Below are 13,327 nucleotides of genomic sequence, written 5' to 3'. Positions count from 1 at the left end.
ATTGTTATAAATCACAGCTCTTTGAAATTGTTGAAACAAAACACCAAAAACATATGCCGGAGATGGTGAACTTTATGTAATGAGATTATATACATATTCTCTGGTTAAGTAAGGGCATTAAATGGAAAAATTCAGCACAATTAATTATTTTTCACATAAAATATTTTTATTTAATTAAAAATAGGAGGAAAATAGATGTGCGGAATTGCAGGATGGGTAAATACAAATATTAGTTTTTCGGATGAAATAAATATCATGGAAAAAATGACAGAAACACTTAAGGAAAGAGGTCCTGATGATTGTGGATACTTTAAATCCGAAAATGTTTTATTTGGTCACAGACGTTTAACTATTGTAGATCCTGAAGGCGGAAAACAGCCTATGGAACGTAAGGTAGGAGAAAGACACTATGTAATGGTATATAATGGTGAGCTTTATAATACAGATGAAGTCAGAGATGAACTTAAATCAAAAGGACATAAGTTTAATTCTTATTCAGATACAGAAGTGTTATTAGTTTCGTTTATTGAATGGGGACCGGATTGTGTACATCATATAAATGGTATATATGCTTTTGCAGTCTGGGATGAAAATGAAAAAACATTATTTTTGGCGAGAGATCCTCTTGGAGTAAAGCCGTTATTTTACAGTATTAAAAATAATAATTTGATATTTGGCTCTCAAATAAAAGCATTGTTGGCCAATCCGTTAGTAGAACCTGTAATAAACGAAGAGGGCATCATGGAAATATTCGGACTTGGACCCGCAAGAACTCTCGGTAATGGTGTATTCAAAGACATAAAAGAAATTGCTCCGGCACATTATTTAATTTACAAAGACAATATTCCAAGAATTCATGAATATTGGAAATTGGAAGCAAAACCGCATGAAGAAAATATCCGATCCACTATTGAGACTACAAGAAATTTACTTGTTGATGCTGTAGAAAGACAATTGGTATCTGATGTACATTTGTGCACATTTCTTTCAGGAGGATTAGACTCCAGTGCGATATCCGCAATTGCCTCAAATTATTATAAAAAAAGAGGAAGAGAAACACTTGATACATTTTCAATCGATTATAAAGACAATGATAAATATTTTCAAACGAATCTTTTTCAGCCTGATTCAGATCAAGTTTGGGCAGAGAGGATGTCTGAATCTATAGGAAGCAATCACCATACAGTCATATTGGACAATATAAAATTGGTTGAAGCATTAAAAGATGCTGTTTTGGCAAATGATTTACCTGGAATGGCAGACATTGATTCATCTCTACTTTTATTTTGCAAAGAAATCAGGAAAAATTCAACTGTAGCATTATCAGGCGAATGTGCTGATGAGATATTCGGAGGTTATCCTTGGTTTACACGTCCTGAAGACATTGATGCTGATACTTTCCCGTGGTCTAAATCATCAAAAGAACGCAATGAAATAATTAATAAAGAATTCTTTAAATTACCACTAAAAGAATATGTGGCTCAAAGATACAGTGATACAATCAAAAAAGTTCCAAAGCTGACAGGCGAATCCAAAGAAGAAGCAAGGATGAGGGAATTATTTTATTTAAATATTAAATGGTTTATGATGACTTTGCTTAACAGGAAAGACAGAATGAGTATGTACAACAGCCTTGAGGTCAGAGTACCTTTTGCGGATTATCGAATAGTAGAGTATTCTTATAATATTCCTAATAAATTTAAATTCTATAATGGAAGGGAAAAGGGAGTATTGAGGGAAGCTCTTAGAGGAATATTACCTGATGATATAATTGAAAGGAAAAAAAGCCCGTATCCAAAAACTCATCATATGGATTATACAGAAGCTGTTCAAAAGTGGATGAAAGAAATTCTTTCTAATAAGAACTCTCCAATTCACCATTTGATAGATGGCAAGAAAGTTAATGAAATAGTAAATACCGGTGGTAAATCATTTAAAAAGCCTTGGTATGGACAATTAATGACAGGGCCACAGTTAATTGCTTATTTTATCCAGATTAACACCTGGATGGATGAATATAAAGTTAAAATTGAAATTTGATTTAAATTATTATATAAAAAGCTGCAGCATGTTGCTGCAGCTCAATTTTTATTTTTCAGCTGTTTACTCTATTGGTTCCAAATGTGCTTGGAAATGTCTTAATATAGGAGGTTCCCAGAGTATTTTGTAACCGCGTTTAATTTCATGAGATCTTTCCTTAATAGAAATCAGGGCATCAGCAATAACGTCTAAGTGTGCCTGAGTGTATACTCTTCTTGGAATTGCCAGACGTGTGAATTCAAATTCTGATTTTAGCTGTTCGCCCGTATCAGGGTCGTTTCCAAGCATGTAAGAACCGATATCACATGATCTTATGCCAGCTTCCTTGTATAGCTCTAAAGCTAATACCTGAGCAGGGAATTCATAATATGGTATATGCGGAAGCATTTTCTTTGCATCTATAAATAGTCCGTGACCGCCAACAGGAGCCTGATAAGCAATTCCCGCTTCATCCAAGAGGCCTGCCAAGTATTCCATTTGACCAATTCGGTATTTCAGATAATCTTCCTCAAGAGCTTCGTTTAAACCTATTGCAAGTGCTTCTAAATCTCGTCCGTTTAATCCGCCGTAAGTGGTAAATCCTTCGAAGCTTATACAGTTTGCTTTTATTTTCATGATAGTATCTGCAAATTTCTTATCATCCTTTACACCTATCATACCGCCCATATTAACAATTCCGTCTTTTTTAGATGACATTGAGAACATATCCGCATAAGAGAACATTTCATGAACTATTTCTCTTATGGATTTACTTTCGTATCCTTCTTCATCGCGTTTTATAAAGTATGCATTTTCTGCGTATCTTGCCGCGTCAATATCCAGTGGGATATTGTATTTTTTACAAATAGAAGAAACATCCTTCATATTTTGCATTGATACAGGTTGTCCCCCTGCAGAATTGTTGGTTACTGTCATAACAATCAGACCAATATTTTCAGGACCATGTTCCTGAATTAATTCTTCTAATTTTACAACATCCATGTTTCCTTTAAATTTTGCACGTTTTTCAGGATCTTTTGCTTCTTCCACCACACAGTCTATGCAGCGAGCACCTGCCAGTTCAACATGAGCACGGGTAGTATCAAAAAACATGTTTGAAACAGCAAATTGTCCTTTGTGAAGAAATGTAGGGAATAAAACCTTTTCCGCAGCTCTACCTTGATGAACCGGCTGGATATAGCTGTATTCGAAAATTTCTTTAGCTGTTTCTAAAAGACGATAATAGCTTTTTGCGCCTGCATAAGCCTCATCTCCCATCATAATACCTGCCCATTGATTTGAGCTCATTGCATTTGTTCCTGAATCTGTCAAAAGATCGATGTATACATCCTCTCCTCTGAGATTGAACACGTTGTAGTGCGCATCCTTGATTTTTTGTTCTCTTTCTTCGCGAGTTGTCATTTTGATTGTTTCAACCATTTTAATTCTAAATGGTTCAGGAATGTACTTAGTTTTCATATTTATCCTCCTATGACACCCCGGTCCTCTTGCGAGTAGCGGTCAGTATGCACAATAATTATACAATAATAAATACGTTTGCACAAGCCTTTTTACAATTTGTACCATACAATAAAATGCTTTTACAACAATTTTTCAGATAGAGAAACAGCAGAAAATATTAGGGTTTCTGCTGTGTTATCTATTAATAAAAAGTTATTTTAATTACCTAAAGTTTCTTTTATAACTCTTGGGCTTATCCAGCGCATAAGGTTTAATTTTGAACCGGCCTTGTCGTTAGTTCCTGACTGCCTTGCACCTCCGAACGGCTGTTGTCCAACAACCGCACCGGTCGGTCTATCGTTGATGTAAAAGTTTCCGGCAGCATTGACTAATTTTTTTTCGGCTATATCTATTGCATGTCTGTCTCTTGCAAATATTGCACCGGTTAATCCGTAATTTGTTGTATTGTCAACAAAATCAAGTGTTTCTTCAAATTTTTCATCATCATAAACATAAATTGTCAATACAGGACCAAAGATTTCTTCTTTCATTGTTTTAAAATGTGGATTTTTGGTTAATATTATTGTAGGTTCCACAAAATAACCCTTACTGTCATCGCAGTTTCCACCGAATATAATATCTGCCTCATCAGAATTTTTTGCATAATCAATGTAGCCTTTTATATTGTTAAATGATTTTTGATCTATTACAGCACCCATGAATGTGTTGATTTCTTCAACATCACCTACTTTTATATCAGCGGCCTTTTCTATTATTATTTCTTTTATGCTTGACCATATACTTTTTGCTATATATGCACGAGAAGCAGCAGAACATTTTTGTCCCTGATATTCAAATGCTCCGTCTATAAGTCCGCGTGAAGCAGAATGTATATTGGCAGAATTGTGAACAACTATAAAATCTTTACCTCCTGTTTCTCCCACTAACCTTGGAAAGTTTCTGTAATTCGATATATTATTACCTACTGCAGTCCACATATTTTGAAAAACTTTTGTTGAGCCGGTGAAATGTATTCCGCTTAAATGCTCATTTTTTAGTACTGCATCGCTGATTTCATCCGCATTGCCGGGTACAAAATTAATTACTCCGTCAGGAAGTCCTGCTTCCCTAAGCAATTGATAGATTATATAAGCTGTGTAAACAGCAACTGAAGCCGGTTTCCATACAACGACATTACCTGTCATTGCAGGCGCACATGGCAGATTACCTGCTATTGCAGTAAAGTTAAATGGTGAAACGGCATATATAAACCCTTCAAGAGGTCTATATTCTATCTTATTCCATGCCTTGACCGGAGAAATTGGCTGCTCGGCATAAATTTGAGGCAGGCATGATACATTATATCTGAAGAAATCAGCTAATTCACAGGCCGCATCAATTTCTGCCTGCTTATATGTCTTGCTTTGAATAAGCATTGTTGCAGCATTAAATTTTGCTCTCCAGGGCCCTGATAATAATTCAGCAGCTCTTAAAAAAATTGCAGCCCTTGATTGCCAAGACATTTTTTCCCACTCTTTTTTTGCTTTTAAAGCTTCTTCGACTGCCATCTCAACTTCCATTTTTGAAGCTTTGTGGAACTCTCCGATGACTACATTCTTATTGTGAGGGAGAATGCAGGATCCTTTATTTCCTGTTCGTATTTCTTTTCCTGCTATTATTATAGGAATGTCTGCAAATGATGTTTTCATAGCTGCCAATTCTTTTTCAAGCTCAATTCTTTCATGGCTGCCTTTATCATATTTTAATATGGGTTCATTAACAAAATTAATCTTATTAATTACACTGTTATTCATTGTTGATGCTCCTTCGAAATATATTATAGTTTTGTTAATTATATAACTTTTAGTTATAATTATTTATTTTATGCATACTATAATATACTATTTTATTGATTTAATCAACTATATAAATGTGTATTATCAAGAAACAAACTAAAAGTAATTTAATAAGCTTTTATTTTGAATAATTTTTTGTTTTCGAATCCGAAAACGTTGCCATATATAAATATTGTTATATTTTTAAGGAAATAACCGTTTAAAATGACTTTGAATTTTTTTTTACATAACTCAAAAGATTATACGTTCATAACAATCATTTTTTCATCGGTCATTTCTTCAACCGCATATTTTCCCCCTTCTTTACCAAAACCGCTTTTTTTCAGTCCGCCATAAGGCATGTTACGTGCCTTGAAATATGAAGTATCGTTAATTATAACTCCACCGCATTGTATTTTTCTTGCTGCTTTCATTGCAAGATGTATGTCTTTGGTATAAACTCCTGCTTGCAAGCCGTAAATAGAATCATTAACGTAATTTATCGCTTCGTCAAAATTGTCATATGTATTTATTACAAGTACAGGTCCGAAAACTTCTTTGTTATATACTTTCATGTCTTTTTTTACATCCGTTAAGATTGTCGGAAGATAGAATACTTCATTATGAATTTTTCCTCCGCAAACTGCTTTTGCCCCTTGAGATAGTGCTTCATCAATCCATTCAGCAATTCGATTAACTTCTTTTTTGCTAATCAGCGGTCCCATCGTTGTGTTTTCATCCATTGGATTTCCTAAAACTAAAGATTCCGCATATTTTTTTGATATACTGACGAACTCTTCGAATACATCCTTATGAACAACTATTCGTTGTATAGAGACACATACTTGTCCTGCATTATAAAATCCTTTTAATGTACATTCCTTGGCAGCCGCTTTTATATCAGCATCTTTATGTACTATTACGGCAGCATTACTGCCAAGCTCCATGGTTGAGCGTCTTATTCCTATAGTGTTTGTTATATGTTCTCCTATTTCAGCACTTCCGGTAAAACTATAAAAATTAATATCATCATTATTCAGAAGCATTTCTCCAACGGTAGAACCCGGCCCCATGACTAATTGTATGTGCTCCTGGGGTAATCCTGCCTCTAACAGTATTTCAACTAATTTACAGGCATTAACCGGAGTTTGTTGAGTTGGTTTTAAAATCACAGCATTGCCGGCAGCTATTGCAGGAGCAACTTTCGATACAGATAAACTGAGGGGATAATTAAACGGGGTAATAGCACAAACTATTCCAACCGGCACTCTCAGAGTAAAGCCGATTCTATTTTCAAAGCCGGAGGTTGCATCTAACGGAACCATTTCTCCCGTTATTCTCTTGGATTCTTCAGCCATATTTTTAAAATTAAAAATAACTCCTGATACTTCTGACCGGGCTTCACTTATAGGTTTTCCCACTTCTCTTGACAGAATCTCTGCTAATATTTCCTTATCCCTAATAACTATATCAGCTGCATTCATCAAAATATTGTATCGCATTGTTGGTGTAAGATAAGTGTTGTTAAATGAATTCCTTGCGGATATAACAGCATTATCTACATGATCTTTCGCAGCCTGGGCTATCGTAGCAAAAGGATTACCGCTGTATTTATCGATAACATTAAACCTTTCATCTGAATCTACCCATTTTCCGCCTATGAATAATTTGTAATGTTTCATAAAATATCCTCCAATTATTTTTTTGTAAATAAAAAAATCAGACGAGCGAACCAAAAAAGCACGTCTGACATAACATACTGAATTAAGCTTAAGGTTCTTCTCAAACACGGAAAGCCTGCAAATTTCTTATACAAACTCATTGGTCCAAAAATCATAGGCATAACCCTTAGACTTAGAGGACTTGAACCATATTAAATTAATATAATTGTAATCTACTATAAAACATATAGCAAGTATTATGCCATTATTAGATTTGTTGATAGTACTGATTAAAACAAGATAAATTACTAATTTAAAATTTCAGCGCATATTTTTTGTTTCAAATTGTAATACTTTAAATTCAGTTTGAAATATTTGTAAATATATATTAATACTATAACACCTCTTGCAATATGTTAGATGTGTTTATATAATAGTAGGTGTCAATATATACTGAGGTGTTATTATGAATAGAAAAGATTTTGAAAGAAACTACGAACTAATAAAAGCTTTATCTGATGTTAACAGATTATTGATAATAAATACTTTATCCAATGGTGAATTATGTGCATGTAAGATTTTAGAGAAATTTAATATTACTCAACCTACACTATCTCACCATATGAGAGTTTTGTCAGAATGTGGTCTTGTTAACTTTAGAAAAGAAGGAAAGTGGACACACTATTCATTGAACATGGAGAGAGTGAACGAGTTTCAAAGCTTTATTGCTAATCTAACATCTGTCAACAAAATTTCAGATAAATAATATTAGTTTTTATTTATTAATTTTATTATGTCCTTCGGCTTTAGAACTTTTCCGAATGATACTACCTTTTCATCGATTACTAATGCCGGAGTTTGCATAACACCGTATGAAACAATATCCTTCATACTTTCAACTTTTACTACCTCTGCATCGATTCCTGACTCTTTTAACGCTGCTTCGGCATTCAACTTTAAATTTTCACAATTTTTACATCCTGTACCTAAAATTTTAATTATCATTTTAATCTACCTCACATTATTTTTTATATGAACATATGCCCAAGGGCATTAAAAACATATCCGATTATTATTATTCCAATTGTACAATAGCCTGCAAATATTGCCAATAATGTTGGTTTAACTACTTATTTTAACATTATTATTGAAGGCAATGATAATGTTGTAACTCCCATCATAAACGACAATACTGTTCCAAGTCCTACACCTTTTGAAATCAAAGCTTCTGCGATTGGTAACGTTCCAAATATATCAGCATACATGGGTATTCCGATGAAAGTCGCTATTAAAACTGAATACCACTTATCCTTTCCTAAAACCATGCTTATTGCTGATTCGGGTATAACCACTGAAAAATATTCAAATTTTTGCTCCTCCAAATTGTAAATCTTATTTTTTTATAAGATTATTATATGGAACGTATAGATGATTGTCAATATGAAATTGATAAAATAAAGGCGATTGTTGAAAAAACAACCGCCTTATTAATTTTTACCCTCCACCTATTGGCGGAAATATAGATAAAGTATCACCATCTAAAGGCTCGTTATCCATTTTTGCACTTATGCCATTTTTCAAAAGAATTGCAACATCATTTTCGTCAATGTTTAAATCTTTAATTATATCTCTGACTATTGTTCCTTCGGGATATTCTTTTTCTAATATTTTGTCTCTGCCTCTACGAAGTGTTGCAAAAAGTTTTATTGTAACCCTCATTTGCGCTCCTTGCTATTTGTATTCTTTTATTCCTAAGGACTCAAGTTTTTTATCGGTAGGCAAACCGCCTTCGGTCCATCCTCTTGCCTTGTAATATAAAGGCAGTGTTTCGCTTAACTTGCTTAACCAACCTTTTGAAGGTCCGCTTGGTACCGGGTCTTCAAGAAGTCTCTTAGGCAGAGTGTCTTGAGACGGATCAATTCCTGCTTTTAAATTAAACTGTCTTTCTAAGTTCCATATTCTTTCACCGTATTTTATAAAATCATCACCGCTTAAACTTGTTCCGCATATAGCATTATACAAATCTGCATAATCGTCCGCACCAAGTGCAAATGATGTAAATAAGCAAAGTCCAACTGAGTCAATAGCAGCGGTAAAGTCCTGGAATATTTTTGTCCATTCTGCTTTTCCCTCGGTAGCAAATCTATCTAACGGCTGAGGCAGTCCTAATATTTCAGGAGAAATCGTATAACCTCTTACGTGGCATCCGCCTCTGTTGGAGGTGGCATAATTTAATCCTATTCCTTGAATGCCTCTCGGATCATAAGCAGGCATTTCTTGTTTTTTAACACTCATGGAAAGTTCGGGAACCCCAAAGCTTTCACATAATCTGTAAGAACCTTCTGACATTATTGCTCCAAGGCCTTTTCCTGCTCCCATCCTTTTTGTCCATTCTATTATAGCATCTGAATTACCCCAAATTAATTCAGGACCGTCATCCAAATCTTCTTTTTTGATATATCCTCTCTGGTATAATTCCATTGCTGCAGCTATGGTTGCAGCAGTTGATATGGTATCTAAGCCGTATTCGTTGCACCAGTAATTTGCTTTTATTATAGCTCCTAAATCAGATACTCCGCAGTTGGAACCATAACCCCAGATTGTTTCATATTCAGGTCCGGATCCTTTTGCATAATCAGCTTCGCAATATCTTCCGCAGCCAATTGGACATCTGTAGCATGGGTCTTTTTTCTTTAAATATTTTTCTGCAAGAGTTTCTCCGCTTATTTCTTCCGCTAAATCAAATTGTGATTCTTGGAAATTATTTGTTGGAAGGGCACCGTGTTCGTTTAATATGTTAACAAGCACGGCTGTTCCGTAAGCCGGTAAACCTTGCCCTGTAACACCATTTTCCCTGATTTTGGTCATGCTGTTTGAAAAAACTTCCTTTAATTTATCCGGGTTTTTAACATTAACTTTGTTTGTTCCGCGAACAACAATAGCTTTAAAGTTTTTAGAACCAAGAACAGCTCCGACTCCTGACCTTCCTGCAGCGCGGCCTCTTTCGTTCATAACACTGGCAAGTTTTGAAAGCTTTTCACCGGCGGGTCCTATAGTTGCAATTCGTGCTTTTTCTCCGTGGATATTTTCCAATATAGTAGTTGTTTCATCTACTAATTTCCCCCAAATGTTAGATGCATCCTCAAGTGTAACAGAATCATCAACTATATTAAGATAAACTGGCTTTTCAGATTTGCCTTCAATAATCACAGCATCATATCCTGCAAACTTAAGCTCTGCTCCCCAAAATCCTCCTGAATTTGAACTTGCTATAGTGCCTGTAAGGGGAGATTTTGTAATTACCATGTATCTGCCGCCTGTTGGTGTGGCTGTTCCGCTTAATGGACCTGTAGCGAATATAACCTTATTGTCAGTACTTAATGGATCTACATTAGGATCTACTTCGTCAAATAGGATTTTAGTTCCTAAACCTCTTCCGCCTATAAACTTAACTCCTTCTTCGAAATTAAGTGCTTCTTTGCTTATCTTACCATTGCTTAAATTTACTCTGAGTATAACTCCTTGATATCCAAAATAATTATTCATTGCGTACCTCCTTCTTGGTCTGACTACATATATGCAAAATGCATTCCAACTTGTATAGGGTAGAAAAACCTTTGATAATAGTCACATAGAGGTGTTCAAAAAAATAACCTTGTTCCATATTGAAACAAAGTTATAATATTATATTGTTCTGTTTTGGCGCAATGTACTCTTATGGAACGAAAATTTCATACTCTTTTATCTTTCTATAAAGTGTATTTCTGCCAATACCTAAGATTATTGCCGCTTGGGTTATGTTGTTACTGTTTGTTTTCATTACATTAATAATGTGCTGTTTTTCCAAATCTTTCAAGCTGCATAAGTTAACTGTTGCTGTTGATGTTTTAATAATATCATTGCTATTATAATTGTTTATTTCCATGTTATAAATATCAGGTAATTCTTCTGTATTTATGACAAGTTCAATATAATTTTCCAGTTCTCTTATGTTGCCGGGCCAATCATAAGAGGATAGCTTCTCAATTGCTTCATCCGAAATAACTACCTTTTCCTTGTTTAGTTTTCTGCTGATTTTTTTCATGAAATATTCTATAAGAAGCTTTATATCACTTCTTCTTTCCCTCAGGCTTGGAAGTCTAAGAGGTAAAACATTCAACCTATAAAATAAGTCCTTTCTAAAGGTTCCGTTTTCAACTTCCTGTATAAGATTTTTATTGGTAGCGGCAATTATACGAACATCAACTACATTTACTTTTGAACTGCCGATTCTGCTGATTGTACCTTCTTCAATAACTCTTAATAACCTTGTTTGTAAATCGTAAGGCATCTCTCCTATTTCATCAAGAAATATTGTTCCTCCATCTGCTATTTCAAATTTACCCGGATTTCCCTTTGCTTTTGCTCCGGTAAATGATCCTTCATCATAGCCAAAGAGTTCTGCTTCTATAAGGTTTCTTGGAATTGCTCCGCAGTTTATGGCAATAAAGGGGGCGTTAGATCTGTTAGAGCTGTTGTGTATAGATTGTGCAAAAAGTTCCTTCCCTGTGCCGCTTTCACCGGTTATAAGTATATTAGACCTGCTGTCAGCTATTTTCTTTGCATAATTAATTACATTAAGGAAATTTTTATCTTCTCCCACAATTTTATCAAATGTGTAGATGGCAAAGCCGCTGTTTATTTTGTCAATCATTTTTCTTTTCTTTTGTACTTCATTTAAAAATAATAATATATGTGTTGTTTCATTATTGTTGACTCTTACAGGATATGCACTTATATTTAATTCAAGGATGTTTCTTTTGGCGTATACATCGACATTGTTCTGAAAAGTTTTATCTCCCTCCGTAATTGATTTTTTAATATCGTTCCAATCTTTAACAATATCTTTAATATTCATTTGATTTATTTCATAATCTTCATAACCAAATAGTCCGCATGCAAAGGAATTTGCCTTTATTATTGTACCTTCATAATTTGTTATAATTAACCCCATCATTATTGAATTTTGCAGGCAATCATGATATTTTTTTTCGCTTGCTAATTCAATATTATAATAATTTGCAATTAATTCATTTTCTATTGCTTTTGCACCGGCAACCACCATACCTAATGTATGTGAATGTACGTATTCACTGTAACCGGTTAAGTCAAGTGTACCAATTATATTGCCATCCATATCTCTTATGGGACATGCAGAACAAGTCCACCTGTGATATACTTTAATAAAATGCTCTTTTCCTGAAACCTGTATCGGTGTTCTTTCTTTTAGTGTCGTTCCCATAGCATTAGTTCCAATATTTTCTTCATCCATATATGCTCCGGGAATCATTTTGAAAGAAAATGCCTCAGACAGTATATCTTCATCACCTATAACATTAAGGATACAACCTTCATTATCTGTCAGTATAGAAAAGAAATTTGATCCTTTGACAAAATTATATATTTCATTCATGATTGGTGCAGATGCAAGAATAAGCTCTCTGTTTTCTTCCATTTTAAGAAAGAGTTCTTGTTCGGATAGTATTTTATTAGAATATATTTGATTGTAATTTATTTCATACTTTTTGCTTCTTTCATGAGAAAGCATAATGCATTTTTTACTTAGACAATCATTCTTATCAAGCATAATTTCACCTTCTTTACATGCTTTTTAATAAATGTACTTATAAAAATTATACTATACTATAACAAAAAATTAAATAAAATTATTCTTCGGATAAAATTCATTTCCTAAAAGTATTCAAACAATATATACCTCGTATGTTCTATGAAAATTTACAAAATTTTTACATAACACATATTGACATATGAGCATATAATCATATACTCTAATTTAGAAGTATATAAAATAAGGAGTGATAGGATAATGTACAATAAAACTAAAGTAGCATTTGTATGTGTTCATAATTCTTGCAGAAGCGTTGGGTAAATACTTTGCAAGTGATGTTTTTGACAGTTATTCGGCCGGAACAGAAACTAAGCCAAGCATTAATCAAGATGCCGTAAGATTAATGAAGAAAATTTACAACATAAATATGGAAGAAACACAATATTCAAAATTGATAACAGAATTACCTGAAATAGACATAAAAATAACTATGAGCTTGCAGTGGCTGTAGCAATAGCGCTTTTCGGCATGGATTCACCTGCTGCATTAGCAACAACGGTAGGTGTGTTAACAGAAGTTCCTACCATGCTGTTTCTTGTGTATATAGCCAACAGAACAACGCACTGGTTTATGACTGAAAAATAAGCTAATTTATTATTAAGAGCGGTTCTTCAAGAACCGTCTTTTTTGATTGTATCAACAATAAACCCCCGGCTATGCCGGGGGAAGCAAAAAGCTTTAGC

At 34.1% G+C, this 13,327-nt stretch carries 9 protein-coding genes, 3 pseudogenes and 1 riboswitch; of the genes and pseudogenes, 4 read left to right on the top strand and 8 right to left on the bottom strand.

Features of this window, described 5'->3' with window-relative positions; translation table 11 throughout:
* Positions 1 to 195: 195 nt before the first annotated feature.
* Positions 196 to 2,040, top strand: a complete 1,845-nt coding sequence (asnB, locus tag RT412_RS16200; protein ID WP_313346604.1) for an asparagine synthase (glutamine-hydrolyzing) — start codon at positions 196 to 198, stop codon at positions 2,038 to 2,040.
* Positions 2,041 to 2,103: 63 nt separating this feature from the next.
* Here the strand turns inward: asnB and RT412_RS16195 are convergent, their stop codons facing one another.
* The 3 genes from RT412_RS16195 to RT412_RS16185 all read right to left on the bottom strand — a co-directional run bounded on the left by RT412_RS16195 (position 2,104) and on the right by RT412_RS16185 (position 6,997).
* Positions 2,104 to 3,498, bottom strand: a complete 1,395-nt coding sequence (locus RT412_RS16195; protein ID WP_313346607.1) for a tryptophanase — start codon at positions 3,496 to 3,498, stop codon at positions 2,104 to 2,106.
* A 200-nt stretch (positions 3,499 to 3,698) separates the two neighbouring features.
* Positions 3,699 to 5,294 carry an L-glutamate gamma-semialdehyde dehydrogenase gene (pruA, locus tag RT412_RS16190; RefSeq protein WP_313346609.1) on the bottom strand — a complete coding sequence of 532 codons (1,596 nt, stop codon included), beginning with the start codon at positions 5,292 to 5,294 and terminating at the stop codon, positions 3,699 to 3,701.
* Positions 5,295 to 5,575: 281 nt separating this feature from the next.
* Positions 5,576 to 6,997 carry an aldehyde dehydrogenase family protein gene (locus RT412_RS16185; protein ID WP_313346612.1) on the bottom strand — a complete coding sequence of 474 codons (1,422 nt, stop codon included), beginning with the start codon at positions 6,995 to 6,997 and terminating at the stop codon, positions 5,576 to 5,578.
* A gap of 77 nt (positions 6,998 to 7,074) precedes the next feature.
* Positions 7,075 to 7,196, bottom strand: a riboswitch (molybdenum cofactor riboswitch).
* Between the two features lie 246 nt (positions 7,197 to 7,442).
* Between RT412_RS16185 and RT412_RS16180 the strand changes: the two genes are divergently transcribed.
* A complete protein-coding gene (locus RT412_RS16180) occupies positions 7,443 to 7,742 on the top strand; it encodes a metalloregulator ArsR/SmtB family transcription factor (RefSeq protein ID WP_313346615.1) in 300 nt (99 codons plus the stop codon).
* 2 nt (positions 7,743 to 7,744) lie between these two features.
* On the opposite strand, the gene RT412_RS16175 is transcribed toward RT412_RS16180, so the two are convergent.
* The 5 genes and pseudogenes from RT412_RS16175 to RT412_RS16155 form a co-directional block, all read right to left on the bottom strand.
* Positions 7,745 to 7,981 (bottom strand): thioredoxin family protein, encoded by a 237-nt coding sequence (locus RT412_RS16175; protein ID WP_313346618.1) that lies wholly within the window; start codon positions 7,979 to 7,981, stop codon positions 7,745 to 7,747.
* 23 nt (positions 7,982 to 8,004) lie between these two features.
* Positions 8,005 to 8,322: pseudogene (locus RT412_RS16170) on the bottom strand (permease); the annotation flags it as partial.
* A 148-nt stretch (positions 8,323 to 8,470) separates the two neighbouring features.
* Positions 8,471 to 8,695 (bottom strand): MoaD/ThiS family protein, encoded by a 225-nt coding sequence (locus RT412_RS16165; protein ID WP_313346620.1) that lies wholly within the window; start codon positions 8,693 to 8,695, stop codon positions 8,471 to 8,473.
* 12 nt (positions 8,696 to 8,707) lie between these two features.
* Positions 8,708 to 10,522: an aldehyde ferredoxin oxidoreductase family protein gene (locus RT412_RS16160; protein ID WP_313346623.1), complete on the bottom strand. Its 1,815-nt coding sequence runs from the start codon at positions 10,520 to 10,522 to the stop codon at positions 8,708 to 8,710.
* A 169-nt stretch (positions 10,523 to 10,691) separates the two neighbouring features.
* A complete protein-coding gene (locus RT412_RS16155; RefSeq protein WP_313346625.1) occupies positions 10,692 to 12,602 on the bottom strand; it encodes a sigma-54-dependent Fis family transcriptional regulator in 1,911 nt (636 codons plus the stop codon).
* Positions 12,603 to 12,842: 240 nt separating this feature from the next.
* Between RT412_RS16155 and RT412_RS16150 the strand changes: the two are divergent.
* Together RT412_RS16150 and RT412_RS16145 are read left to right on the top strand one after the other, a co-directional pair.
* Positions 12,843 to 13,077: pseudogene (locus RT412_RS16150) on the top strand (arsenate reductase ArsC); the annotation flags it as partial.
* Positions 13,068 to 13,229 (top strand): annotated as a pseudogene (locus RT412_RS16145) (arsenical-resistance protein); the annotation flags it as partial. The pseudogenes RT412_RS16150 and RT412_RS16145, both read left to right, overlap by 10 nt.
* Between the last annotated feature and the right edge of the window lie 98 nt (positions 13,230 to 13,327).

It is taken from the genome of Sedimentibacter sp. (assembly GCF_032080165.1).
Classification (GTDB): domain Bacteria; phylum Bacillota; class Clostridia; order Tissierellales; family Sedimentibacteraceae; genus Sedimentibacter.
The sequence above is the reverse complement of the archived record's forward strand: the minus strand, read 5'-3'. Positions and strand labels throughout refer to the sequence as shown.